This window comes from Pseudomonas sp. s4 (assembly GCF_046764235.1).
Classification (GTDB): Bacteria; Pseudomonadota; Gammaproteobacteria; order Pseudomonadales; family Pseudomonadaceae; genus Aquipseudomonas; species Aquipseudomonas asiatica.
On sequence record NZ_CP177209.1, the window covers coordinates 1410786 to 1434560 of the forward strand.

Here is a 23775-nt window from a genome sequence, read left to right on the forward strand (position 1 = left end):
CCATGCGCGATTACCAGTGGTTGCACGAGTACTGCCTGAACCGCTTCGGCTCGGCCCAGGCCCTGGAGGCCTTCCTGCCGCAGCCGCGCACACCCGCACAACTGCGTGATATCAGTGACGACCGCTACCTGTCGACCTTGGCCCTGCGCGTGTTCCGCGCCGGGCTCAAGCACAGCCTGGTGGATGCCAAGTGGCCGGCGTTCGAGCAGGTGTTCTTCGGCTTCGACCCGGAGAAGGTGGTATTGATGGGCGCCGAGCACCTCGAGCGGCTGATGCACGACGAGCGCATCATCCGCCACCTGGGCAAGCTCAAGAGCGTGCCGCGCAATGCGCAGATGGTTCTTGACGTGGCCAAGGAGAAGGGCAGTTTCGGCGCCTTCATCGCCGACTGGCCGGTGACCGACATCGTCGGTTTGTGGAAATACCTGGCCAAACACGGCAACCAGCTGGGCGGGTTGTCGGCACCGCGCTTCCTGCGCATGGTCGGCAAGGACACGTTCATCCCTACCGATGACATGGCTGCGGCGTTGATTGCGCAGAAGGTGATCGACAAACCGCCGACCAGCCAGCGGGACCTGGCCTTGGTGCAGCAGGCGTTCAACCAGTGGCATGCCGAGAGTGGGCGGCCGCTGTGCCAGTTGTCGGTGATGCTGGCGCATACCGTCAACCATTGAGATTTTGGGGCTGCTTTGCAGCCCAATCGCCGGCAAGCCAGCTCCCACAGGTACAGCACAGGTCTCAAGCCTTGCGCTGTACCTGTGGGAGCTGGCTTGCCGGCGATTGGGCCGCAAAGCGGCCCCCGGATATCAACTGCCTTCGCCTGCCATGCGCCGCTCGTGCTGGAACTTCCAGCGCACATACAGCAGCCCGGCAATGAACAGCCCCAGGCTCACCAGTACTTCAACCCAGCCAAATACCGCACGCGCCGGGTCGAACGCCGCCAGCACGCCCTTGATGAAATAGATATTCACCACGAAGCAGGTCCAGGCATGTGCCCGGGCGCTGCCTGTCAGCATGCCCGGCAGCAACAGCAGCAACGGCACCAGTTCGATCGCCAGGATCACCTCGACCCGCGCCCCGTGCAGGTTGGCGAACCACAGGTTGTTCGCCACCAGCAGGGCGATCAGGCCGAAGAAGAATGCCAGGCTCAGCGCCCGCGTCAGGCGCAGGCGAGGCGCCAGCCACTCAAGCGGCGGCAATACCTTGGGCTTCTTAGCCACGTGCAGCCTCCAGGGCCTTTGCAGTGGTCGCCAGGCGTTGGCCAAGGGCGCGGCACAGGGCTATCTCGTGCTGGTCGAGCTCGCGCTTGCCATCGGCACCAGCATGATGGCTGGCGCCATACGGGGTGCCGCCGCCACGGGTTTCGAGCAATGCCGATTCGCTGTACGGCAGGCCCATCACCAGCATGCCGTGGTGCATCAGCGGCAGCATCATCGACAGCAGAGTGGTTTCCTGCCCGCCGTGCAGGCTGGCGGTAGAGGTGAACACGCCTGCCGGCTTGCCGACCAGTTCACCGCCCAGCCACAGGCTGCTGGTGCCATCCAGGAAGTACTTGAGCGGCGCCGCCATGTTGCCGAAGCGGGTCGGGCTGCCCAGTACCAGGCCGGCGCAGTGGCGCAGGTCGTCCAGTGTGGCGTACAGCGCACCGTTGGCCGGGATGTCCGGGGCCACTGCTTCGCACTCGGTGGAAATCGCCGGTACCGTGCGCAGGCGGGCTTCCATGCCGGCCAGCTCGATGCCGCGGGCGATGTGCCGGGCCATCTCGCTGGTCGAACCATGGCGGCTGTAATACAGCACCAGGATGTAGGGCTCGCTCACGGCAGGATCTCCAGTACTTTCTCGGGTGGTCGGCCGACCACGGCCTTGTCGCCAGCGATGAAGATCGGCCGCTCGATCAGCTTGGGGTGCCGGGCCATGGCGTCGATCAGTTGCGCGTCGGTAAGCGACGGGTCGGCCAGGTTCAGCTCCTTGTACTCGTCCTCGCCGGTACGAAGCAGCTGGCGCGGGGCGATGCCCAGCTTGCCGAGCAGAGCCGTCAGGGTGGCCGCGTCGGGCGGGTTCTCGAGGTAGCGCACGATGGTCGGCGCCAAGCCGCGAGCTTCGAGCAGTTCCAGGGCGCCGCGGGATTTCGAGCAGCGCGGGTTATGATAGAGCGTGAGGTCGGTCATGTCGGGTCGCATCCAGCAGGGTGTGGCGGCTATTCTAACCGCAGCGACTGACCAATTTGCTTTAAAACTCGAGAAGGATTGACCCATGGCAAGGCGTCTGGCAGCAGTACTGGCCATCACCGCGAGCCTGTTGCTCGGTGGTTGCGGTGCCGATTATGGCGTGGACCAACACGGTAATACGGTTAAGGCCGAACAGATCGACGGGCACTGGCTGGTGCTCAACTACTGGGCCGAATGGTGCGGGCCGTGCCGTACCGAAATCCCTGAACTGAACGCGGCAGCCAAGCAGTGGGCGGCCGATGGTATCAAGGTGGTGGGGGTGAACTTCGATGGCTTGCAAGGGCAGGAGCTGAAGCAGGCTGCCGAAACCCTGGGGATCGCTTTCACCGTATTGGCGCAGGACCCGGCCGAGCGCTATGACCTGCCACGTAGCGAGGCATTGCCGGTGACCTACATCATCGATGACAAGGGCAAGGTGCGGGAGCAACTTATGGGCGAGCAGACCCTGGAAGGGCTGCAGGCCAAGATCAAGGCGCTGAAGGGCGCCTGATGCATTTTGGGGCTGCTTTGCAGCCCATCGCGACACAAGGCCGCTCCTAGAGGAGATCGCATCCCATGTAGGAGCGGCCTTGTGCCGCGATGGGCCGCAAAGCGGCCCCGGCAATATTCAGCCTTCCTCAGGCCAGAAGCGCAGCGGCTTGCCTTCGGCCGGCCAGAAACGCATCTGCTCGATAGGCGACACATCCCAGCGCTGCACTGTTTCCAGCGCCTGCAGGAAGCGTTTTTCCTGTTCCATCAACGCCGGCGCACAGAGCTTACGGGTCTTGCCGACCTTGCCGAAGCTGAGGTGCTCGCCGTCCAGTGTGTATGGCGCGAACCAGTGGTTGCAGCCGCCATTGCCATAGGCACGGCCATCGCTGGCCAAGGTCAGGGTCAGGTGGCTGTAGTCGATCAGCGGCCGTTCGCCAATCCACTCCAGCACATAGCTGCGCTCCTGCTGCAGCTTGGAAGGTTCTGCGGCGCAGCCGAGCAGGCCGGTGGCAATCAGCACGCCGGTCAGCAGATTTTTCACTCGGCGCTCTCCTGGCAACGCGGGCACAAGTGTTTTTCGCCACGGCTGGCCCAGCCCAGCTCGGCAACGCGCGCGCTGGCGGCAGGCTGGCGGGCTTTCTTGCCCAGCTTGGCGTCCACCGCGAACTCGAAGTCCAGCACGGCGTCGCAGCTGTCGCACGCGACCTGCCAGGTGAGGATTTCCAGCTCGTTGAACACCGGGCCGCTGGCCACGGCAACCCACTGGCCGCGCGGGTTGATCAGGTGGCGCACGCTCTCCACTGTCAGGCGCATGGACAAGTCCTTGCTGCCCTTGAGGGTGACCAGCAGGGTGTCGCCTTTGTGCATCGAGCCGCCGTTGCCGGTGACCTGGTAGCGGCCCGGCACCAGGGCGCGGCACTCGATCAGGGTATGTTGCGGGTTGAAAAGGGTGTAGCGGAAATCGTGCTCGACCATGGGTCCTCCAGAAATGCCGCGTATCCTAGCACTAACCCATCACCAGATTCTGTGGATTGCCTGCCGCCCAGCGGTTGATGTTGTCCAGCGTGGTCGCGGCGATGGCATCCAGTGCCTCGCGGGTAAGGAACGCCTGGTGGGCAGTGATGATCACGTTGGGGAAGGTCAGCAGACGGGCCAGCACGTCGTCCTGCAGCGGCAGGTCGGAGCGGTCCTCGAAGAACAGCTGGGCTTCTTCTTCGTATACGTCCAGGCCGAGGTAGCCGAGCTGGCCGCTCTTCAGCGCATCAATAAGCGCCGGGGTGTCGACCAGCGCCCCGCGGCCGGTGTTGATCAACATGGCGCCGGGCTGCAACTGGGCCAGGCTTTGTGCATTGATCAGGTGCCGGGTGTGCTCGGTCAACGGGCAGTGCAGGCTGATGACGCGGGATTCGCGCAGCAACTCGGGCAATGGCAGGTAGCGCGCGCCCAAGGCCAGCAACTCGGGGTTGGGGTAGGGGTCATAAGCCAGTAACTGGCAGCCGAAACCAGCCATGATGCGAGCAAAGGCTGTGCCGATCTGGCCGGTACCGACCACGCCGACGGTCTTGCCGTGCAGGTCGAAGCCGGTCAGCCCGTGCAGGGTGAAGTCACCCTCGCGGGTGCGGTTGTAGGCCCGGTGCAGGCGCCGGTTCAGGGCCAGGATCAGCGCCACGGCGTGTTCGGCCACGGCGTGCGGCGAGTAGGCCGGCACTCGCACTACGGTCAGGCCCAGGCGCTGGGCGGCGGCCAGGTCGACATGGTTGTAGCCGGCCGAGCGCAGGGCGACCAGGCGCGTGCCGCCTGCGGCCAGGCGCTGCAGCACCTGGGCGTCGAGCTCGTCATTGATGAAGGCGCAGACCACCTCGTAGCCATCGGCCAGGGCAGCGGTGTCGAGGGTCAGGCGGGCGGGCTGGAAGTGCAGGTCCAGGGTGGTGCCGCTGGCGGCACGGGTGAAGCTTTCCTGGTCGTAGTGCTGGCTGCTGAACAACAGGGCGCGCATGGTGGGGCTTCCTTTGCAGTGGTCTGGGGATTGTAGCCAGCGGGTTGAAAGGGGTGTTGACCTGGACCGGCCCTATCGCCGGCAAGCCAGCTCCCACAGGTACAACACAGCCTTCAAGAGCAGTGATTTCCTGTGGGAGCTGGCTTGCCGGCGATAGGGCCGGTGAGGTCAGGCGCTCAATCTGGCCTGCGCCGCCAGGCGGTTGATCGCCGCATCCAGTTCGTCCAGTGCCAGTTGTGCCAGCGGGTTTTCCTGCTTGAGCAAGGTTTCGCTGCGCTGGCACGCGGCCCGCAACTGCGGTACGCCGCAATAACGCGAGGCGCCGTTCAGGCGGTGCACCTGTTCGATCAGGCGGTTGCGGTCGTCGGCCTCGCGGGCGGCACGTATGGCTTCGCGGTCGGCTTCCAGCGAGCTCAGCAGCATGCTCAGCATATCGGCCGCCAGGTCCGCTTTGCCGGCGGCCAGGCGCAGGCCTTCCTCAGGGTCCAGCACCTTCAGGTCATCACCGTTGGCCAGTTGCTCGGCCAGGCGTTCCTGCTCTGGCGCACCCAGGCTCAGGCCGGTCCATTTCATTACCACCTGGGCCAGCTGCCGTTCGCTGATCGGCTTGGTCAGGTAGTCGTCCATGCCTCCGTGCAGCAACGCGCGTTTCTCGTTGGCCATGGCGTGGGCGGTGAGGGCGACGATCGGCAACGGGTTGCCACTTTGGGTGTTTTCCCACAGGCGGATCTGCTCGGTACAGGCGCGGCCGTCCATGCCGGGCATCTGCACGTCCATCAGCACCAGGTCGAACGGTTCGTCCTGTACCGCCTGTACTGCCGCATAGCCGTTGTCGACGGCCAGCACCTCGGCGCCCAGGTCTTCGAGCAGGGTCTGCACCAGCAGCAGGTTGGCGGGGTTGTCGTCGACGCAGAGGATCTTCGGCTGACGCTGGCCGTTGATGCTGTTCACCTCGCCCTGCGGGCGGCGTGGTTGTACCAGTTCCAGCAACAGGCGGCGCAGTTTGCGCGTGCAGGTCGGCTTGGACAGCAACTGGCCATGGCCGTTGGGCAGGTACGGGTGGTACAGCGCCTGCTCGGTGGTCGGGCACAGCACCACGCACTGGCAATGGTAGCGCTCGAGCTGCTGATGGTAATGGCCCAACTGCTCGGGCGACAGGTTGCCAAGGTTGGCCCCGAGCACGGCGAACTCGAACGGCAGGCCGGCCTGGCTGGCGGCTTGCACGCCCTGCAGCAGTTGGTCGAAGGAGGCGAACAGGCTGACGCTGAGGCCGCAGTCTTCCAGCTGGTGCTCCAACGCCTGGCGCGCCAGTTCGTGGCCATCGACGATGGCTGCGCGGCGGCCCAGCAGCGGTTGCAGCGGCAGCTCCTCGACACCATCGTGGGCCTTGGGCAGGTTGAGGCTGATCCAGAACTGCGAGCCCTCGCCCGGGGTGCTGTCGACGCCGATTTCGCCGCCCATCTGTTCGATCAGGCGCTTGGAAATCACCAGCCCCAGGCCGGTGCCGCCAGGCTGGCGGGCCAGCGAGTTGTCGGCCTGGCTGAAGGCCTGGAACAGCGTACGCACATCCTGCGGCGACAAGCCGATGCCGGTGTCCTGCACGCTGATGCGCAGCTGCGCACTGTCCTCGTGCTCATCTTCGAGCATGGCGCGTACGACGATGGTGCCCTCGCGGGTGAACTTGATTGCGTTGCTGACCAGGTTGGTAAGGATCTGCTTGAGCCGCAACGGGTCGCCGATCAGCGACGACGGGGTATCGCGGTAGATCAGGCTGAGCAGTTCCAGCTGCTTGGCGTGGGCGGCCGGGGCGAGGATGGTCAGGGTGTCCTGGATCAGGTCGCGCAGGTTGAAGGGGATGCTGTCGAGCACCAGCTTGCCGGCCTCGATCTTGGAGAAGTCGAGGATCTCGTTGATGATCCCGAGCAGGTTGTCGGCAGACTTCTCGATGGTGCTCAGGTAGTCGAGCTGGCGCGGTGTCAGCTCGCTTTTTTGCAGCAGGTGGGTGAAACCGAGGATGCCGTTGAGCGGGGTGCGGATTTCGTGGCTCATGTTGGCCAGGAATTCCGACTTGATGCGGCTGGCCTCCAAGGCTTCCTTGCGCGCCATGTCCAGCTCGATGTTCTGGATCTCGATGGTTTCCAGGTTCTGGCGTACGTCCTCGGTGGCCTGGTCGATGCTGTGCTGCAGCTCTTCGTGGGCGTTGTGCAAGGTTTCGGCCATACGGTTGATGCCGCGCGCCAGCTCGTCAAGCTCGTGGCTGCCCATGGCCGGCAGGCGCTCCTCGAGGTGGCCGTCCTTGAGCTGGTTGACCGCATGCTTGATGCGCTTGATCGGGTCGTTGATGGTGCGGCTCATGCGCAGTGCCAGCAGGCCGCTGAGCACCAGGCAGGCGAGAATCAGCAACAGGCTGGTGAACAGGTTGCGGTAGCCGCGCAGCAGGGTGCCGTCGTGGGACAGCTCGATCTCGACCCAGCCCAGCAGGCGTTCGGCTTCGGTCGGCACGGCATCGGTGGCCAGGTCGCGGTGGTGGCCGAACACTGGCATCAGATAGCGGGTGGCGTCATTGCCGCTGCGTTGCAGCAGTTGGGTGCCGGTGCCGCCGCTGGGCGGCTGGTTTAGCATGCTCGGGCCGGCATGGGCCAGGCGCGTGCGGTCCGGGGCCAGGAAGGCGACTGCGCGCACATCGGCCTGCTCCAGTGTTTGTGCGGCAATGCGCTCAAGTTGTGCCGGTGCCAGCTTGGCCATGGCGGGCGCGGCCAACGGCGCCAGTTGCTCGGCGATCATCTTGCCGCGTTGCAGCAGCTGGGTGCGCAGGTCGTTCTGTTGCAGCCAGGTGAAGTAGCTACCCAGCACCAATGCCATCAGGCCGGCCGGCAGCAGGGCCAGCAGCAGGACCCGGCTGCGAATTCCCAAGCGATCGAGCACACTTGCCTCCTGTCATGTGCCTGGACACCGTCAAGCGATGACGGCCAAGCCGGGAAGTTACTCCGCCTGCCGTGCTATTGCACCTCTTTAGTACGTGTTTTGTGCCCTTGCAGCGGCATTGGTCGCAGGGCGGTTGCCTGGCAGGCGCTGGATACTCAATAATCACGCAATTGAGAATGCATGGCAGTTGCCAATGAATCCTGTAGCTATTCACAACTCCAATATCCTCGCCATCGAGGATGATCCGGTCCTCGGTGCCTATCTGCACGAAGAGCTGCAGCGCGGCGGCTTCCAGGTGACCTGGTGCCGCAATGGCCTGGAGGGCCTGGAAACGGCGGGGCGCCATGCTTTCGACGTGGTGCTCATGGACATCCTGCTGCCCGGGCTAAACGGCCTGGATGCCCTGGCGCAGTTGCGCAAGCGCAGCGCCACGCCGGTGATCCTGATGTCGGCGCTAGGTGCCGAAGCCGACCGCATCAGCGGCTTCCAGCGTGGTGCCGACGACTACCTGCCCAAGCCGTTCAGCATGGCAGAGCTGCGGGTGCGCATCGAGGCTATCCTGCGCCGTGTGGTCCTCGAGCGGCGCCATCAAACCCCGCAGGTGCAGGACGGCAGTGGCGAGTTGCAATACGACGAGGCGCTGTGCGACGTGCGCCTGGATGGCCGCCTGGCCGGCCTGACACCCAGCGAATACCGCCTGCTCGACATTCTCAACCGCAACCTCGACGAAGTGCTGAGCAAGCCATTCCTTTACCAGCAAGTACTGCAGCGAGGCTATTCGCGGCATGACCGCAGCCTGGACATGCACGTCAGCCAGATACGCCGCAAGCTCAAGGGCATCGGCTATCACGAACGGCAGATCCGTACCGTGTGGGGCAAGGGCTACGTGCTCAGCGCCAGCGAGGCGGAGTAACCCATGCTCGACCGCCATTCGCTGTTCTGGAAGCTGGCGATCCTGCTGGTGGGCTTCTGCCTGCTGATGATCGGCCTCAGTTACACCTGGGGGCGGCACATGGAGACCCAGAACGCCTTCCTTTCGGAGCCGGCGCGGCAGGCTTTGCGTGGCTATGCCGCCGAGGCCGAGCAGGCATGGCGCAGTGGTGGGCGGGCAGGGCTGGACCGCTGGGTGGCGACGATGCACCAGCGCGAACGCGGCTGGGTCGGCGTGCTCGACCTGAACCTGCGGCCGCTCGACAGCGCCAGCCTCGACCCGCAGATCATGCAGCGGTTGACCCGCCTGCGCGGTGTCGACTGGCCGATGAGCCGGCGCAGCGTCGACCAGCCGTGGTTGCGCATACCGTTCCCGGGGGCACCGGAGCAGGGCATGTTGGTGATCGAACTGCCGCAGCGCTTCAACCCCGGCCAGTACCGGATGCTGTGGCGTATCATCACCAACGGCATCATCCCGGGTCTGTTCACCCTGCTGTTGTGCGTTGGCCTTTATCGCATGCTGATCGTGCCGTTGAACCAATTGCGCGAGCAGGCCAATGCCTGGCGCGCCGACCAGTTGTCGGCTCGCCTCGACTCACGCACCATCGCCCGGCATGACGAGCTGGGTGAACTGGCCCGTGCCTTCGACCAGATGGCCGAGCGGCTGCAGGGCACGGTAGCCATGCAGCAGCAGTTGCTGCGTGATCTGTCTCACGAAATGCGTACGCCACTCAGCCGGCTGCGGGTGGCCTGCGATGGTGAAACCGACCTGCAGCGCCTGCGTGAACGCCTGGCACGGGAGGTGGACTGCATGCAGCAGCTGGTCGAGGATACCCTGCAACTGGCCTGGCAGGACGCCGACCGTGCGCCGATGAACCTTGAGCCGATCGAGGTGCAGGCGCTGTGGGAGCTGCTGGCCGAGAATGCCAGTTACGAAAGCGGCTGGGCCCCGGCGCGGCTGCGCTGCGAAGTGCCGGCGGACTGCTGGGTGCAGGGCAACCTGAACTACCTGGCCCAGGCGCTGGAGAACATGTTGCGCAATGCCATTCGTCACTCGCCGGCCGAGGGTGTGGTGCGCCTCGGTGGGCAGCGTGAAGGCGGGTATTGGCGGTTGTGGCTGGAAGACGAAGGCGGTGGCGTGGCTGAAGAAGACCTGGAGCGGATCTTTGCACCGTTCTCACGGCTGGACGGTTCGCGGCCCGGGGATGGTGGTTTCGGCCTGGGGCTGAGCATCGCCCGCAGTGCCATCCAGCGCCAGGGTGGCACCTTGTGGGCGCAGAATGGCAAGTATGGGCTGCGGTTGTGGATGCGCTTGCCATTACATGTGCCGGCCTCACCACAGCGCTTGAGTTTAACGCGGTCCCTGTAGGAGCGGCCTTGTGTCGCGATGGGGCGCGCAGCGGCCCCAAGGTTTCAGCTTCGCCGCATATATTGCCGGGGCCGCTGCGCGCCCCATCGCGACACAAGGCCGCTCCTACAAAGGCCGTACACGCAATACACGCCGATATATAGCTTGTAGCTATATTCATCACAGATTGCGTGATATGGCCAGGAAGGGTTTGCCGGTATGATAGGCACCCCTGCCGTCCGGATTGTGAAATACGCCATGACCTTGCAGTACCCAACCATCGCCGATTGCGTCGGCAATACGCCCCTGGTTCGCCTGCAGCGTATTGCTGGCGAAACCAGCAACACCCTCCTGCTCAAGCTCGAAGGTAACAATCCCGCCGGCTCGGTGAAGGACCGCCCGGCACTGTCGATGATCACCCGCGCCGAACTGCGCGGCCAGATCAAGCCCGGCGATACCCTGATCGAAGCCACCTCCGGCAACACCGGCATCGCCCTGGCGATGGCTGCGGCGATCAAGGGCTACAAGATGATCCTGATCATGCCCGACAACTCCACCGCCGAACGCAAGGCCGCCATGACCGCCTACGGCGCCGAGCTGATCCTGGTGACCAAGGAAGAGGGCATGGAGGGCGCCCGTGACCTGGCCGAGAAGCTGCAGGCCGAAGGCCGCGGCCTGGTGCTGGACCAGTTCGCCAACGGCGACAACCCCATCGCCCACTACAACAGCACCGGCCCCGAGATCTGGCAGCAGACCCAAGGCACCATCACTCATTTCATCAGCTCCATGGGTACCACCGGTACCATCATGGGCTGCTCGCAGTACCTCAAGGAACAAAACCCGGCGGTGCAGATCATCGGCCTGCAACCAATGGAAGGCTCGGCAATTCCGGGCATCCGCCGCTGGCCCGAGGAATACCTGCCGAAAATCTTCGACGCCAGCCGTGTCGACCGCGTGGTCGACATGTCGCAGCAGGAAGCAGAGGAAACCACCCGCCGCCTTGCCCGTGAAGAGGGCATTTTCTGCGGCGTGTCTTCCGGTGGTGCAGTCGCGGCCATGCTGCGCCTGTCCCGCGAGGTGGAGAATGCCACGATGGTCGCGATCATCTGCGACCGCGGCGACCGTTACCTGTCCACCGGCCTGTTCGACCCGAGCTAAATGTCCAAGAAGAAAAGCAACAGCGGCCTGCGCTTCCAGCCGGCCGGCGGCAACCGCAGCCCCCAGGTCCCGGTGGGCAAGAAGCAGCGCCTGGAAATCGAGCGCCTGGCCGGTGACGGCCGGGGCATTGCCTTCCACGAAGGGCGCACCTGGTTCGTCAGCGGCGCCCTGGCCGGTGAGGCCGTTGAGGCGCGGGTGCTCAATGCCCGTGGCAAAGTGGTCGAGGCCCGCCTGGAGCGCCTGCTGCAGGCCAGCACCGAACGCCGTCAGGCACCGTGCCGGTATTACGAGCGTTGCGGAGGCTGCAACCTGCAGCACCTGCCGCACGAAGCGCAGTTGGCGCTCAAGCAGCGCACCCTGGCAGAGCAGCTGCAGCGGGTGGCCGGCGTGCAGCCCGAGGAATGGGCCGCACCGCTGAGCGGGCCGGAGTTCGGCTACCGGCGTCGCGCCCGCGTGGCCGTGCGCTGGGACATAAAGGCGCGGCAACTGGAGGTCGGCTTCCGCGCCGAAGCCAGCCAGGACGTCATTGCCATCGACGATTGCGCGGTGCTGGTACAGCCCTTGCAGTCGATTCTGCGCCATTTACCGACCGTGCTGCGCTCGCTGAGCAAGCCGCAGGCGCTGGGCCATGTAGAACTGTTCAGCGGTACTGCCGAGGCGCTGCTGGTGCGCCATGTCGCGCCGTTGCCCGCTGAAGACCTGGCCAGGCTGCAGGCGTTCTGCGAACAGGCCAATGCCCAGTTGTGGCTGCAGGGCGAAGGGGAGCCGGCGCCAGTGGACCCGGCCGCGCAGTTGGGCTTTGCCTTGGCGCCCTGGCAGCTGGAACTGGCCTGGCGCCCAGGTGACTTCGTGCAGGTGAATGCCCAGGTCAACACGGCGATGATAGAGCAGGCCCTGGCCTGGCTCGCACCGCAGGCCGACGAGCGTGTGCTGGACCTGTTCTGCGGCCTGGGCAACTTCGCCCTGCCACTGGCCCGGCAGGCGCGCGAGGTAGTGGCAGTGGAAGGAGTGCAGGCCATGGTCGATCGGGCCGCGGCCAATGCCCGGAACAACAATGTGCATAACGCACGGTTTTTTCAGGCCGATTTATCGCAGCCTTTGGCGGGTGCCGGATGGGCCGCCGAGGGCTTTTCTGCGGTACTCTTGGATCCACCGCGCGACGGTGCTTTCGAGGTGGTGCAAGGCATCGCCCGCCTCAAGGCCAGAAGGCTGGTCTATGTATCGTGCAACCCGGCCACGCTGGCGCGAGACGCGCAGGTGCTGGTCGGCCAGGGGTACCGGTTAAAAAGGGCCGGGATTCTCGACATGTTTCCTCAGACGGCGCATGTCGAGGCCATGGCGTTATTCGAAGCGGGCTAGCTGACTGGCCCCTTGGTGCGGCTTTCATGGAATGGTGGCCGCACGGTGATCGCCAGCGCACCCGTGTGGTGTGCTGTATGGAAAGGTAAAACAAAGATGGTACAGGTGAGAGTGCACCAGCCGGTCAACACCGACGGCAGTATCAATCTCGAAGCATGGTTGGACCATGTGGTAAGCGTCGATTCGGCACTGGATCGCGCAGCGCTGAAAGAGGCCTGCGAGTTTGCCCATGAAGTCGAGAAAAAGGGCAACCCGGCCAAGCATTCCTGGGCGGACGGTACGTCCAGCTTCCAGGCGGGCCTTGAGATCGCGGAAATCCTAGCCGACCTCAAGCTCGACCAGGATTCCCTGGTGGCGGCGGTCATCTACCGCTCGGTACGCGAGGGCAAAGTGACCCTGGCCGAGGTCAGCCAGCGCTTTGGCCCGGTAGTGTCCAAGCTGATCGACGGTGTGCTGCGCATGGCCGCCATCAGCGCCAGCCTCAGCCCGCGCCAATCGCTGGTGCTGGGCTCGCAGGCGCAGGTCGAGAACCTGCGCAAGATGCTCGTGGCCATGGTCGACGACGTGCGCGTGGCGCTCATCAAGCTGGCCGAGCGCACCTGCGCGATCCGTGCGGTCAAGGCCGCCGACGACGAGAAACGCCTGCGTGTCGCGCGCGAGGTGTTCGATATCTATGCGCCGCTGGCGCACCGCCTGGGTATCGGCCACATCAAGTGGGAGTTGGAAGACCTTTCCTTCCGCTACCTCGAACCCGACCAGTACAAACAGATCGCCAAGCTGCTGCACGAGCGCCGGTTGGACCGCGAGCGGTTCATCAGCGAGGTTATGAACCAGCTGCAGAACGAGCTGCTGGCCACTGGCGTCAAGGCCGACATCAGCGGCCGGGCGAAACATATCTATTCGATCTGGCGCAAGATGCAGCGCAAAGGCCTGGAATTCAGCCAGATCTACGACGTGCGCGCGGTACGCGTGCTGGTGCCGGAAATTCGCGACTGCTACACCGCGTTGGGCATCGTGCATACCCTGTGGCGGCATATCCCCAAGGAGTTCGACGATTACATCGCCAACCCCAAGGAGAACGGCTATCGCTCGCTGCACACCGCGGTGATCGGCCCCGAGGGCAAGGTGCTGGAAGTGCAGATCCGTACCCACGGCATGCACGAGGAAGCCGAGCTTGGGGTATGTGCCCACTGGCGCTACAAGGGCACCGACGTCAAGTCCAGTTCCAACCATTACGAAGAGAAGATCTCCTGGCTGCGCCAGGTGCTGGAGTGGCACGAAGAGCTGGGCGACATCGGTGGCCTGGCCGAGCAGCTGCGGGTCGACATCGAGCCGGACCGGGTCTATGTGTTTACCCCGGACGGCCACGCCATCGACTTGCCAAAGGGTGCCACGCCGCTGGACTTCGCCTACCGCGTGCACACCGAAATCGGCCACAACTGCCGCGGCGCCAAGATCAACGGGCGCATCGTGCCGCTCAACTACAGCCTGCAGACCGGCGAGCAGGTCGAGATCATTACCAGCAAGCACGGCAATCCTAGCCGTGACTGGTTGAACTCCAACCTGGGCTACGTCACTACCTCGCGGGCGCGGGCCAAGATCGTGCACTGGTTCAAGCTGCAGGCACGCGACCAGAACGTCGCTGCCGGCAAGACCTTGCTCGAACGCGAGCTCAGCCGCCTGGGCCTGCCGCAGGTGGATTTCGAGCGCCTGGCCGAGAAGACCAACGTCAAGACCGCCGAGGACATGTTCGCCTCGCTCGGTGCCGGCGACCTGCGCCTGGCGCACCTGGTCAACGCCGCCCAGCAGCTGCTTGAGCCCGAGCGCATCGAGCAGATCGAACTGGTACCGCGCAAGCCTACCGGGCCGCGTACCGGCAAGCGTGGCGACATCCAGATCCAGGGTGTCGGCAACCTGCTGACGCAGATGGCCGGCTGCTGCCAGCCGCTGCCGGGCGACGCCATCGTCGGCTACATCACTCAGGGCCGCGGTGTGAGCATCCACCGCCAGGACTGCGCTTCGGTGCTGCAGTTGGCGGGCAAGGAACCGGAGCGCATGATCCAGGTAAGCTGGGGGCCGATCCCGGTGCAGACCTACCCGGTCGACATCGTCATCCGTGCCTACGACCGCCCGGGCTTGCTGCGCGATGTGTCGCAAGTGCTGCTGAACGAAAAGATCAACGTGCTGGCGGTGAACACCCGCTCGAACAAGGAAGACAACACCGCGCTGATGTCGCTGACCATCGAGATTCCAGGCCTGGATGCGCTGGGGCGCCTGCTGGGGCGGATCTCGCAGTTGCCCAACATCATCGAGACGCGGCGTAATCGTACACCTTGATAATCTGGATTGGGGCCGCTGTGCGGCCCATCGCCGGCAAGCCAGCTCCCACCGGTACTCCGCAGGCCTCAAGTCCTGTGCAATACCGGTGGGAGCTTGCTTGCCGTCGATCGGGGGCAAAGCCCCCGCCGAGGAATAGCTGACCATGACCTACACCCTCGAAGACCTGCTGCACCTCATGGCCCGCCTGCGCGACCCGCAGTACGGCTGCCCATGGGACCTGAAGCAGAACTACGCGAGCATCGTCCCGCACACCATCGAAGAGGCCTACGAGGTTGCCGACACCATCGAGCGCGGCGACTTCGAGCACCTGCAAGGTGAGCTGGGCGACTTGCTGTTCCAGGTGGTCTACTACAGCCAGCTGGCCCGCGAGGAGGGGCGTTTCGAGTTCGACGGCGTGGTCGACAGCATCACCCGCAAGCTCATTCGCCGTCACCCGCATGTATTCCCCACCGGCGAGCTGTATGCGCCGGTGGACACCCCCAGCCTGGACGAGGCCCAGGTCAAGTCACGCTGGGAAGAAATCAAGGCTGAAGAGCGCGCGGAAAAGAGCCAGCCCGAACAGCTGTCGTTGCTCGACGACGTACCAGCGGCATTGCCGGCGTTGTCGCGGGCAGCCAAACTGCAAAAGCGCGCGGCCACGGTCGGTTTCGACTGGCCTGCGGCATTGCCGGTGCTGGACAAGGTGCGCGAAGAGCTGGACGAAGTACTGCAGGCCATGGCCGACGGCGATGCCGATGCGCTCGAGGATGAAATCGGCGACCTGTTGTTTGCCGCCGTCAACCTGGCCCGCCACCTCAAGCATGATCCGGAACACGCCCTGCGCCGTGCCAATCGCAAGTTCGAGCGGCGTTTCCGCTTCATCGAACAGGCATTGCGCGACAGTGGCCGCCCCATCGAAGATTGTAACCTTGATGAACTGGATGCCCTTTGGGGTGAAGCCAAACGTCAGGAAAAGAACCTGCCCAGCTGCGGCTGAGCTGTTGCATAAGTGAGTGAACATTCATGAGCCTTTCCCTTCGCGACCAACTGCTCAAAGCCGGTCTGGTCAACCAGAAACAGGTTTCCCAGGCCAACAAAGCCGAGAAGAAACAGAAACGCCTGGAGCACAAAGGCCAGGTCGAGGTGGACGACAGCCAGCAGCGCATGGCCAAGGAAGCCATGGCCGAGAAAGCCAAGCGTGACCAGGAACTGAACCGCCAGCAGCAGGAAAAAGCCGAGCAGAAGGCCCGCGCCGCGCAGATCAAGCAGTTGATCGAAGCGACTCGCCTGCCGAAGCTGAGCACCGAGGACTACTACAATTTCGTCGACGACAAGAAGGTCAAGCGCATTGCCGTCAATGCCCTGATGCGGACCAAGCTGAGCAATGGTGCGCTGGCCGTGGTGTCGTTTGCCGGCGGCTACGAGGTGATCCCTCGTGAGGCGGCATTGAAGATCCAGGAACGCGATCCTGGCCGTGTCCTGCTGCTGAACACCCATGTCGAGGAAGCGGACGAGGACGACCCGTACGCGGCCTACAAGATCCCTGATGATCTGATGTGGTAACCACGAAAAACCCCGCCTTGGCGGGGTTTTTCATTTGAAGATGGGTCATTGCGTGGCGCGCTGGTTCTCCAAAGTTTCCAGCTCTGCGCGGTACTGGTGTGCTTCGTGTTCGTTGTGGAACATCCCCACCAGTTGGCCCTGTTGGTGCACATCCCAGATCCGCACACCAGCGGCCAGGCCTTCGTGGGATATTTTCGATTCGTCGCGTTCGGTTACTTGGACTGTCATCGTTAAACTCCACTGCTTCAGTTGGCTGCGACACTGTGTCGCACAGCCTCTTTATAGAGTTTGTTAGCAGGCTAAGTAAATAAAACCGGCATGAAACAAGTTTCATGATCAGCGTTTGGGTCGGCAGGTGCGCTTTTGTAGGAGCGACACAAGGCCGCTCCTACAGGCGTCGCTGCAAGGCAGGCAGAAAAAAGCCCCGCACAAGGCGGGGCTTCGGGTGCTGCTGGCAGCGCTGGCTCAGTTGCCCTTCACCGGCTTGCCATCGACCGTGCCGTCCTGCAGCACGATCACGTATTCCTTGCCATCGGTCTCGACCTGGCGCAGTTGCACCAGCAGGTAGTCCCAGTTCTTTGCGAACCACAGCTCGGTGATGCGCTTGCTCTGGCTTGGGTCGCGCACGCGCTCGACCTTCACCGCATCGACCTGGCCAGTCTTGGTAGTGACCTTTTCGGTGCCCAGCACGCGGAAGTCGTAGGTGTCGATCTCGTCACCGTCAACCACCTGATAGGTCATGCTCTTCTTGCCGGCGGCCACGTCATGTTGCAGGGCCAGCTGATAGGACGACTTGTCCAGCACGCCACGGTTCAGCGGCAGGTTGATGGCATCGCCACGGTCGCTGCCGGTGACCTTTTTGCTGTTCCAGTCGAAAGTCAGGTCAACCTTCTTGGCCTTGCCCAGGCCACCACGCTCGAAGTGGTACTTCTGTGGCAGCAGGGTGTCGTTGTCCATGCGGAGGGTGCTTTGCTCGGTCAGGCTGGCGATCATCATGGAAGCCTTGAAATTAAGGTCCCAGGTACCGTTGGCATTCTTGACCAGGCTGCGCTCGGCGGTGCCGCTCATGGGCAGTTGCTTCCAGTCTGCGGTATAGCTGGCCGAGAAAGGCTTCAGATCAGCTGCCTGGAGGGGCAGGGCGAGCACGGCGAGAGCCAAGAGCAGGGCGCGACGCATAAATTCTCCTAGGATCGAATCAAGTGACCGCTGGCCGCCAGGGGCTGGCCATCCAGTAATGCACCCTGTTCGCCAAGGCGCAAGCGCCCTTCGGCGAACCAGCGCACCGCCAGCGGGTAAATCAGGTGTTCCTGGCGGTGTACCCGCTGGGCCAGGCTTTCGACGGTGTCGTCAGGCGCCACCGGTACCACAGCCTGTACGACCAGTGGGCCGCCATCGAGTTCCTCAGTCACGAAGTGTACGCTGCAGCCGTGCTCGGCGTCGCCTGCCTCCAGCGCCCGACGGTGGGTATGAAGGCCCTTGTATTTGGGCAGCAGCGACGGGTGGATGTTGAGCAGGCGGCCCTGGTAGTGGCGCACGAAGTCGCCACTGAGGATGCGCATGAAACCGGCCAGCACCACCAGGTCCGGGGCGAAACCGTCGATGCGCGCCATGAGCGCGGCATCGAAGGCTTCACGGCCGTCGAACTGGGTGTGCTCGAGCACGACGCTGTCGATGCCGGCCGCCGCGGCGCGTTGCAGGCCGTAGGCATCGGCGCGGTTGGAAACCACCGCACGGATGCGCACCGGGCTGTCCTGGCCTTGGCAGCTGTCGATCAGGGCTTGCAGGTTGCTGCCGGAGCCCGACAGCAGTACCACTACATTGCAGGTCTTGCTTGGCATCAGTGTGCCTTGAGGTTTTGCAGCTCGACCTGGGCAGCGCCTTCGGCGGCTTCGGCGATGTGGCCGATCACCCATGGCTGCTCGCCAGCGGCGCGCAGTTCGTTCAGGGCTGCTTCTACCTGGTCCTGGGCCACGCAGATGACCATGCCGACGCCGCAGTTCAGCACGCGGTGCATTTCATGCTCGTCGACGTTGCCTTTTTCCTGCAGGAAGTCGAACACCGCCGGGCGCTGCCAGCTGGCCACGTCGATGACCGCCTGGGCGTTGGCCGGCAGTACGCGCGGGATGTTGTCCAGCAGGCCGCCACCGGTGATGTGGGCCATGGCCTTGACCGCGCCGGTGTTCTTGATCAGTTGCAGCAGCGGCTTGACGTAGATGCGGGTCGGCGCCATCAGCAGGTCGGTCAGCGGCTTGCCGTCCAGCTGGGTGTTCTCGATGTCGGTGGCGGACACTTCGAGGATCTTGCGGATCAGCGAGTAGCCGTTGGAGTGCGGGCCCGAGGACGGCAGGGCGATCAGTGCGTCGCCGGTGGCAACCTTGGAGCCGTCGATGATCTCGGCCTTTTCCACCACGCCGACGCAGAAGCCGGCCAGGTCGTAGTCTTCGCCTTCGTACATGCCAGGCATTTCGGCGGTTTCACCACCGACCAGCGAGCAGCCGGCCAGTTCGCAACCGGCACCGATGCCGGTGACCACGGTGGCGGCCACGTCGACGTTCAGTTTGCCGGTGGCATAGTAGTCGAGGAAGAACAGCGGCTCGGCGCCGCACACGACCAGGTCGTTGACGCACATGGCGACCAGGTCCTGGCCGATGCTGTCGTGCTTGTTCAGGTTCAGTGCCAGGCGCAGCTTGGTGCCGACGCCGTCGGTGCCGGAGACCAGCACCGGCTGCTTGTAGCCGGCCGGGATCTCGCAGAGGGCGCCGAAGCCGCCCAGGCCACCCATGACTTCAGGGCGTGCGGTGCGTTTTGCCACGCCCTTGATGCGTTCGACCAGTGCTTCGCCGGCGTCGATGTCTACACCGGCGTCCTTGTAGCTCAGGGAGGGTTGCTTGCTCATTGATCCAGGCCTTTAGGAGGGAGGGATTCTTAAAAACGACCATGACGGCCAAGGCCGGCTGGTAAGCGGCGGCTGCCTGAAACGTCAGTGGTCTGTGAAGGCGCGCGATTTTATCAGGGTTGCCGGGCAGCGGCCATCCTCAGGCCGACGGGCAGGGCATGAAAATAGGTAAAAAGTTGGGGGTGTACGACACGAGAGGTGTGGAGCCTGTGAGATCGAGCGCCGCCCGCGCGGCGCTTCGCGGGACAAGCCCGCTCCCACATTTGTTTCGGGCCAGTAACGCCTGTGCCATTGCACACGACCGCCTTGTTTGCCCGACGCAATATCGAGGTGGACGCCAAGGGGCCGCGCGCCTCTGCCTCAGAAATAATTGGCCCGAAACAGATGTGGGAGCGGGCTTGTCCCGCGAAGCGCCGCGCGGGCGGCGCTCGATCTCGCAGGCGCCACAAGGGCCGCGCCATGCACGCGCAGGCGCTGAACCTGTTGCGGCGAGCACCTGTCAGACCCATCACATTTCCCAGGCAATCTCCGCAACCAATCTTTCATCCTCGCGACTGGTTACCTTTCGCCCCCGTGTATAAGGTATAGGCATTGCGGTAAATGGACAGGAATCCTCCATGCGTCTCTTCAATATTCTGGCAGCCGGTTGTCTGGCCCTGATCTCGGCCAGTGCCCAGGCTGAAAATGTCACCGGCCTTTACCAGGTGCGCGAGCCGGTCACAGGGCAGGGCGCCGAAGCCCGTGCCGCGGCTACCATCCAGGCTCTCGATACCCTGGTAACGCGCCTGACCGGCGACCCCAAGGCGGCGCAAAGCCTGGCATTGGCCGCTTTGCGCAAGGACCCGCAGCAAATCATCAACCAGGTCGCCAGCGAAGCCGGGCCACCCGAATCGGTGCTGGTCGAGTTCGACCCTGGCAGTACCGAGCGGGCCTTGCGCAAGGCCGGCCTGGCCTTGTGGGGCAGCAACCGCCCCTCGATCCTCGGATGGTGGCTGAACGACAGTGTCGAAGGCAGCAACCTGGTAGGTGACGGCCAGGCCAGCGCCCAACCCCTGCGTCGTGCCGCCCAGCACCGTGGCCTGCCGTTGCGCCTGCCGCTGGCCGACCTGCAGGAGCAACTGGTGGCCAATGCCGAGCAGATCGAAGGCAGTGACCCTGCGGCGCTGCGCGAAGCCTCAGGGCGCTACGGCGCCGATGCCTTGCTGGCGGTGCATGCCCGGGAAGCCGACGGCAAATGGCAGGGCAAATGGCAGCTTTGGCTGGGCGACCAGCGTGAACAAGGCACTGCCGAAGGTGCCGACCCGGCAGCGCTGGCCGACGCCGTGATGCTGGCGCTCAGCAGCCGCCTGGCGCCGCGCTACGTCACCCGCCCGGGGGCCAGCAGCCAGTTGCAGGTGCAAGTGCAGGGGATGAACCTGCAGCGCTACGCCGAACTGGCCCGCGTGCTCGAACCCTACGGCCCGCGGCTGCAAATGGCCGAAGGCAGCACCCTGACCTACGGCGTGACTGCCAACCGCGAACAGTTGCGTGCCCAGCTTGGCCTGGCCAAGCTGCAGGAAGTACCGGTAGAGCAGGCGCCCGCTGTGCAGCCCCCTCCAGCTCCGGCAGACGCTGCCGGGGCCGGGCAACCAGTGCCGGCCCAGCCAGCACCCAAGCCGTTCGACGGTTTGCGTTTTCGCTGGTAAGGGGAGCACACCGTGACCGACGTACGTCGTTGGATCTGGCTGGGCGTTGCCCTGCTGGTCGCCGTGCTGCTTTACAGCCTGCACAACATTCTTACCCCGTTCCTGGTCGGCGTGCTGCTGGCCTATCTGGCCGACCCGCTGGTCGACCGCCTGGAGCGCCTGGGGCTGTCGCGCACCTGGGGCGTGGTGGTGGTGTTCGGCCTGTTCACCTTGCTGTTGCTGGCCTTGCTGCTGGTTCTGGTGCCGCTGCTGGCCAAACAGCTGGTGCGCCTGTACGAACTGGCGCCGCAGATGCTCGACTGGCTCGAGCACGTGGCGCTGCCCTGGGTGCAGAGCCGGCTGGGCCTGGCTGACGGCTTCTGGAAGTTCGACAAGATCAAGGCCGCCATCGGCACGCACATGGGCCAGACCACCGATATCGTCGGTGTGCTGCTGTCCCATGCCACTGCCTCGAGCCTGGCGCTGATGGCCTGGCTGGCCAACATGGTGCTGATCCCGGTGGTGGGTTTCTATCTGCTGCGCGACTGGGACCTGATGATGGCCAAGCTGCGCGGCCTGCTGCCGCGCCAGCGTGAGCCGCAAGTGATGGGCCTTGCAGGCGAATGCCATGAGGTGCTGGGGGCGTTCGTGCGCGGGCAATTGATGGTGATGGTGGCCCTGGGCATCATCTATTCGGCCGGGCTGATGCTGGTGGGGCTGGAACTGGGGTTATTGATCGGCATGCTCGCCGGGTTGGCTGCCATCGTGCCGTACATGGGTTTCATCATCGGCATCGGCGCGGCCTTGGTGGCTGGCCTGTTCCAGTTTGGCGGCGACCTGTACCCGATGCTGGGTATCGTCGCAGTGTTCATGGTCGGCCAGGCGCTGGAAGGCATGGTGCTGACTCCGCTGCTGGTCGGTGACCGCATTGGCCTGCACCCGGTTGCGGTGATTTTCGCGATCCTGGCCGGCGGTGAGCTGTTCGGCTTTACCGGGGTGTTGCTGGCGCTGCCGGTGGCGGCGGTGATCATGGTGCTGCTGCGGCATGTGCATGACTTGTACAAGGAATCGGACATGTATGCCGGGGATATCGACCCGGAGTTGTGATCCCAGGGCCGCCTTAATGCCGGCCAGTTAAGAAAATTGGGGCCGCGTTGCGGCCCTTCGCGGGCTTGCCCGCTCCCACAGATGTGTCGCTGAGCCCATGATTTACGCGCCCCCTGTGGGAGCGGACAAGCCCGTGAAGGGTTGCAAAGCAGCCCCAAAATAGCCAAAAAAAGCGCAACTCATTGATTTTACTTGTGCTATCCGCTGCCGTGATTGTGCGCCCCGCGCTGCGGGTATAGACTTTGCACATTGTTCACCAAAGGCCCCCTGCGGTCCTGTCGACCGCCCGCGAGCATGAAACCACCGATCCAGTTGCCCCTGGGTGTGCGCCTGCGCGATGACGCCACCTTCATCAACTACTATCCGGGCGCCAATGCTGCGGCATTGGGCTACGTCGAGCGGCTATGCGAAGCCGACGCCGGCTGGACCGAGAGCCTTATCTACCTGTGGGGCAAGCAGGGTGTTGGCCGGACCCACCTGCTACAGGCCGCCACCCACCGCTTTCAGCAACGCGGCGAACCAGCCGTCTACCTGCCGCTGGCGCAATTGCTCGATCGTGGCGTAGAACTGCTTGACTACCTGGCCCAGTACGAACTGGTGTGCATCGACGACCTGCACGTGATCGCCGGCAAGGCTGACTGGGAAGAGGCCATGTTCCACCTGTTCAACCGCCTGCGTGACAGCGGCCGGCGCCTGCTGCTGGCTGCCTCGGCGTCGCCGCGCGAACTGCCGATCAAGCTGCCGGACCTGAAGTCGCGGCTGACCCTGGCCCTGGTGTTCCAGATGCGCGGCCTGTCCGACGAAGACAAGCTGCGTGCCCTGCAACTGCGTGCTTCGCGCCGTGGCCTGCACCTTACCGACGAAGTCGGCCACTTCATCCTCACCCGCGGCGCACGCAGCATGAGCGCGTTGTTCGACCTGCTGGAACGCCTCGATCAGGCCTCGTTGCAGGCACAGCGCAAGCTCACCATCCCTTTCCTCAAAGAAACCCTGGGCTGGTAACCCCGAAAACGCTGGGCCAGAGCGGCAAAACGAAAAAGTCACATCTTTTTCGATAAAATTTGCAAATGGCCATGATAGAGGGCATAGTTTCACCCTTCTAAAGGATTACAGACACGGTCGTGCCCATGCTGAAGCGCTTCGCACCCCTCGTGCCACTCGCACTCGTGACCCTGCTTTTTGGCTGCGCGGCCCAAGGCCCAGCTTCTCATTCAGAGCTGCAGTCCCAGGATCACTCCCCGATCGCCGCACAATCGGCCTTCAAGGCCAAAGCCTCCTCCTCGTCGGTATTCGGCGAGCCGGAAGAGCTGGCTACCGAAGATGACCTGGAGACCTTCTCCAGCAGCAAGCCTTACCAGTTGCCAGCTCTGGCTGACAGCATTCTCGAGCGCGGCATGTCGCTGATCGGCACTCGCTATCGCTTCGGCGGTACCTCGGAGAAGTCCGGCTTCGACTGCAGTGGTTTCATCGGCTATCTGTTCCGCGAAGAGGCGGGTGTGACCCTGCCGCGTTCCACGCGTGAAATGATCAACGTCGATGCCCCGAAAGTGGCCCGCAACAAGCTCAAGCCAGGTGACCTGCTGTTCTTCAGCACCAATGGTCGCGGCCGCGTCAGCCATGCTGGCATCTACCTGGGTGACAACCAGTTCATTCACTCCAGCAGCCGCCGCAGCGGTGGTGTGCGCATCGACAGCCTCGGTGACCGCTACTGGAGCAAGACCTTCATCGAAGCCAAGCGTGCCTTGGCCATGGCGCCGACCACCAATATCGCGCGCAACTGATAGCAAAATGATATATCCTGCCGCGGCGGC

The 23775-nt window shown here is 64.1% G+C and carries 24 protein-coding genes; 13 read left to right on the forward strand and 11 right to left on the reverse strand.

Annotated features, from left to right (window positions below; genetic code table 11):
• Positions 1-2 precede the first annotated feature (2 nt).
• A complete protein-coding gene (locus ACK56M_RS06625) occupies positions 3-674 on the forward strand; it encodes a DNA-3-methyladenine glycosylase I (RefSeq protein ID WP_054573186.1) in 672 nt (223 codons plus the stop codon).
• Between the two features lie 132 nt (positions 675-806).
• Here the strand turns inward: ACK56M_RS06625 and ACK56M_RS06630 are convergent, their stop codons facing one another.
• From ACK56M_RS06630 to arsC, 3 genes are read right to left on the reverse strand one after another with little or no spacing between them, the layout of a single operon-like run.
• Positions 807-1220, reverse strand: a complete 414-nt coding sequence (locus tag ACK56M_RS06630; RefSeq protein WP_015269221.1) for a DUF2069 domain-containing protein — start codon at positions 1218-1220, stop codon at positions 807-809.
• On the reverse strand, positions 1213-1818 hold the full coding sequence (gene wrbA / locus ACK56M_RS06635; RefSeq protein ID WP_015269222.1) for an NAD(P)H:quinone oxidoreductase: 606 nt from the start codon (positions 1816-1818) through the stop codon (positions 1213-1215). The genes ACK56M_RS06630 and wrbA overlap by 8 nt, the downstream gene beginning before the upstream one ends.
• Positions 1815-2168, reverse strand: coding sequence for an arsenate reductase (glutaredoxin) (arsC, locus tag ACK56M_RS06640; protein WP_015269223.1), 354 nt, complete (start codon positions 2166-2168; stop codon positions 1815-1817). The genes wrbA and arsC overlap by 4 nt, the downstream gene beginning before the upstream one ends.
• 85 nt (positions 2169-2253) lie before the next feature.
• On the opposite strand from arsC, the gene ACK56M_RS06645 reads away from it, so the two are divergent.
• Positions 2254-2718, forward strand: a complete 465-nt coding sequence (locus tag ACK56M_RS06645; RefSeq protein ID WP_015269224.1) for a TlpA disulfide reductase family protein — start codon at positions 2254-2256, stop codon at positions 2716-2718.
• 117 nt (positions 2719-2835) lie between these two features.
• Here ACK56M_RS06645 and ACK56M_RS06650 read toward each other — a convergent pair whose 3' ends face one another.
• The 4 genes from ACK56M_RS06650 to ACK56M_RS06665 all read right to left on the reverse strand — a co-directional run bounded on the left by ACK56M_RS06650 (position 2836) and on the right by ACK56M_RS06665 (position 7620).
• Positions 2836-3240 carry an META domain-containing protein gene (locus ACK56M_RS06650; protein ID WP_004375489.1) on the reverse strand — a complete coding sequence of 135 codons (405 nt, stop codon included), beginning with the start codon at positions 3238-3240 and terminating at the stop codon, positions 2836-2838.
• Positions 3237-3674 (reverse strand): hypothetical protein, encoded by a 438-nt coding sequence (locus tag ACK56M_RS06655; RefSeq protein ID WP_004375491.1) that lies wholly within the window; start codon positions 3672-3674, stop codon positions 3237-3239. Before ACK56M_RS06655 ends, ACK56M_RS06650 begins: the two co-directional genes overlap by 4 nt.
• A 31-nt stretch (positions 3675-3705) precedes the next feature.
• Complete coding sequence (locus ACK56M_RS06660) at positions 3706-4695, reverse strand: 2-hydroxyacid dehydrogenase (RefSeq protein ID WP_054573182.1); 990 nt, start codon at positions 4693-4695, stop codon at positions 3706-3708.
• Positions 4696-4863: 168 nt separating this feature from the next.
• Positions 4864-7620: a response regulator gene (locus ACK56M_RS06665; RefSeq protein WP_015269226.1), complete on the reverse strand. Its 2757-nt coding sequence runs from the start codon at positions 7618-7620 to the stop codon at positions 4864-4866.
• A 193-nt stretch (positions 7621-7813) separates the two neighbouring features.
• On the opposite strand from ACK56M_RS06665, the gene ACK56M_RS06670 reads away from it, so the two are divergent.
• The 7 genes from ACK56M_RS06670 to ACK56M_RS06700 all read left to right on the forward strand — a co-directional run bounded on the left by ACK56M_RS06670 (position 7814) and on the right by ACK56M_RS06700 (position 16297).
• Positions 7814-8533, forward strand: a complete 720-nt coding sequence (locus ACK56M_RS06670; RefSeq protein ID WP_411959310.1) for a response regulator transcription factor — start codon at positions 7814-7816, stop codon at positions 8531-8533.
• 3 nt (positions 8534-8536) lie between these two features.
• Positions 8537-9919, forward strand: coding sequence for a sensor histidine kinase (locus tag ACK56M_RS06675; protein WP_015269228.1), 1383 nt, complete (start codon positions 8537-8539; stop codon positions 9917-9919).
• 237 nt (positions 9920-10156) lie between these two features.
• Complete coding sequence (gene cysM, locus ACK56M_RS06680; RefSeq protein ID WP_043936067.1) at positions 10157-11056, forward strand: cysteine synthase CysM; 900 nt, start codon at positions 10157-10159, stop codon at positions 11054-11056.
• Complete coding sequence (gene rlmD, locus ACK56M_RS06685) at positions 11057-12415, forward strand: 23S rRNA (uracil(1939)-C(5))-methyltransferase RlmD (RefSeq protein WP_015269230.1); 1359 nt, start codon at positions 11057-11059, stop codon at positions 12413-12415.
• A gap of 96 nt (positions 12416-12511) precedes the next feature.
• Positions 12512-14752 carry a GTP diphosphokinase gene (gene relA, locus ACK56M_RS06690; RefSeq protein WP_015269231.1) on the forward strand — a complete coding sequence of 747 codons (2241 nt, stop codon included), beginning with the start codon at positions 12512-12514 and terminating at the stop codon, positions 14750-14752.
• A gap of 145 nt (positions 14753-14897) precedes the next feature.
• A complete protein-coding gene (gene mazG / locus ACK56M_RS06695) occupies positions 14898-15731 on the forward strand; it encodes a nucleoside triphosphate pyrophosphohydrolase (protein WP_015269232.1) in 834 nt (277 codons plus the stop codon).
• A 26-nt stretch (positions 15732-15757) separates the two neighbouring features.
• The gene (locus tag ACK56M_RS06700) at positions 15758-16297 is read left to right on the forward strand and encodes a DUF2058 domain-containing protein (RefSeq protein WP_013971362.1); all 540 of its coding nucleotides are present in this window, start codon (positions 15758-15760) and stop codon (positions 16295-16297) included.
• A gap of 45 nt (positions 16298-16342) precedes the next feature.
• On the opposite strand, the gene ACK56M_RS06705 is transcribed toward ACK56M_RS06700, so the two are convergent.
• The 4 genes from ACK56M_RS06705 to purM form a co-directional block, all read right to left on the reverse strand.
• The gene (locus ACK56M_RS06705; protein WP_015269233.1) at positions 16343-16525 is read right to left on the reverse strand and encodes a hypothetical protein; all 183 of its coding nucleotides are present in this window, start codon (positions 16523-16525) and stop codon (positions 16343-16345) included.
• A gap of 237 nt (positions 16526-16762) precedes the next feature.
• Entirely contained in the window at positions 16763-17473 is a 711-nt protein-coding gene (locus tag ACK56M_RS06710) for a DUF3108 domain-containing protein (RefSeq protein WP_015269234.1), read from the reverse strand.
• An 8-nt stretch (positions 17474-17481) separates the two neighbouring features.
• Positions 17482-18135: a phosphoribosylglycinamide formyltransferase gene (gene purN, locus ACK56M_RS06715; protein WP_015269235.1), complete on the reverse strand. Its 654-nt coding sequence runs from the start codon at positions 18133-18135 to the stop codon at positions 17482-17484.
• Positions 18135-19193 carry a phosphoribosylformylglycinamidine cyclo-ligase gene (gene purM / locus ACK56M_RS06720; RefSeq protein ID WP_013971366.1) on the reverse strand — a complete coding sequence of 353 codons (1059 nt, stop codon included), beginning with the start codon at positions 19191-19193 and terminating at the stop codon, positions 18135-18137. Before purM ends, purN begins: the two co-directional genes overlap by 1 nt.
• Positions 19194-19810: 617 nt before the next feature.
• On the opposite strand from purM, the gene ACK56M_RS06725 reads away from it, so the two are divergent.
• The 4 genes from ACK56M_RS06725 to ACK56M_RS06740 all read left to right on the forward strand — a co-directional run bounded on the left by ACK56M_RS06725 (position 19811) and on the right by ACK56M_RS06740 (position 23745).
• Positions 19811-20878: a DUF2066 domain-containing protein gene (locus tag ACK56M_RS06725; protein ID WP_191471925.1), complete on the forward strand. Its 1068-nt coding sequence runs from the start codon at positions 19811-19813 to the stop codon at positions 20876-20878.
• A 12-nt stretch (positions 20879-20890) separates the two neighbouring features.
• Positions 20891-21964, forward strand: coding sequence for an AI-2E family transporter (locus tag ACK56M_RS06730; RefSeq protein ID WP_015269237.1), 1074 nt, complete (start codon positions 20891-20893; stop codon positions 21962-21964).
• 294 nt (positions 21965-22258) lie between these two features.
• Positions 22259-22966 (forward strand): DnaA regulatory inactivator Hda, encoded by a 708-nt coding sequence (gene hda, locus ACK56M_RS06735; RefSeq protein ID WP_015269238.1) that lies wholly within the window; start codon positions 22259-22261, stop codon positions 22964-22966.
• 125 nt (positions 22967-23091) lie between these two features.
• Complete coding sequence (locus tag ACK56M_RS06740) at positions 23092-23745, forward strand: C40 family peptidase (RefSeq protein WP_015269239.1); 654 nt, start codon at positions 23092-23094, stop codon at positions 23743-23745.
• The last annotated feature ends 30 nt before the right edge of the window (positions 23746-23775 follow it).

Excerpts from the sequence above, each read along its gene's own strand:
- ACK56M_RS06625 (WP_054573186.1), top strand. The coding sequence starts at position 3 with ATGCGCGATTACCAGTGGTTGCACGAGTACTGCCTGAACCGCTTCGGC.
- arsC (WP_015269223.1), bottom strand. The coding sequence starts at position 2,168 with ATGACCGACCTCACGCTCTATCATAACCCGCGCTGCTCGAAATCCCGC.
- ACK56M_RS06645 (WP_015269224.1), top strand. The coding sequence starts at position 2,254 with ATGGCAAGGCGTCTGGCAGCAGTACTGGCCATCACCGCGAGCCTGTTG.
- ACK56M_RS06655 (WP_004375491.1), bottom strand. The coding sequence starts at position 3,674 with ATGGTCGAGCACGATTTCCGCTACACCCTTTTCAACCCGCAACATACC.
- ACK56M_RS06660 (WP_054573182.1), bottom strand. The coding sequence starts at position 4,695 with ATGCGCGCCCTGTTGTTCAGCAGCCAGCACTACGACCAGGAAAGCTTC.
- ACK56M_RS06670 (WP_411959310.1), top strand. The coding sequence starts at position 7,814 with ATGAATCCTGTAGCTATTCACAACTCCAATATCCTCGCCATCGAGGAT.
- ACK56M_RS06675 (WP_015269228.1), top strand. The coding sequence starts at position 8,537 with ATGCTCGACCGCCATTCGCTGTTCTGGAAGCTGGCGATCCTGCTGGTG.
- cysM (WP_043936067.1), top strand. The coding sequence starts at position 10,157 with ATGACCTTGCAGTACCCAACCATCGCCGATTGCGTCGGCAATACGCCC.
- rlmD (WP_015269230.1), top strand. The coding sequence starts at position 11,057 with ATGTCCAAGAAGAAAAGCAACAGCGGCCTGCGCTTCCAGCCGGCCGGC.
- relA (WP_015269231.1), top strand. The coding sequence starts at position 12,512 with ATGGTACAGGTGAGAGTGCACCAGCCGGTCAACACCGACGGCAGTATC.
- mazG (WP_015269232.1), top strand. The coding sequence starts at position 14,898 with ATGACCTACACCCTCGAAGACCTGCTGCACCTCATGGCCCGCCTGCGC.
- ACK56M_RS06700 (WP_013971362.1), top strand. The coding sequence starts at position 15,758 with ATGAGCCTTTCCCTTCGCGACCAACTGCTCAAAGCCGGTCTGGTCAAC.
- ACK56M_RS06705 (WP_015269233.1), bottom strand. The coding sequence starts at position 16,525 with ATGACAGTCCAAGTAACCGAACGCGACGAATCGAAAATATCCCACGAA.
- ACK56M_RS06710 (WP_015269234.1), bottom strand. The coding sequence starts at position 17,473 with ATGCGTCGCGCCCTGCTCTTGGCTCTCGCCGTGCTCGCCCTGCCCCTC.
- purN (WP_015269235.1), bottom strand. The coding sequence starts at position 18,135 with ATGCCAAGCAAGACCTGCAATGTAGTGGTACTGCTGTCGGGCTCCGGC.
- purM (WP_013971366.1), bottom strand. The coding sequence starts at position 19,193 with ATGAGCAAGCAACCCTCCCTGAGCTACAAGGACGCCGGTGTAGACATC.
- ACK56M_RS06725 (WP_191471925.1), top strand. The coding sequence starts at position 19,811 with ATGCGTCTCTTCAATATTCTGGCAGCCGGTTGTCTGGCCCTGATCTCG.
- hda (WP_015269238.1), top strand. The coding sequence starts at position 22,259 with ATGAAACCACCGATCCAGTTGCCCCTGGGTGTGCGCCTGCGCGATGAC.
- ACK56M_RS06740 (WP_015269239.1), top strand. The coding sequence starts at position 23,092 with ATGCTGAAGCGCTTCGCACCCCTCGTGCCACTCGCACTCGTGACCCTG.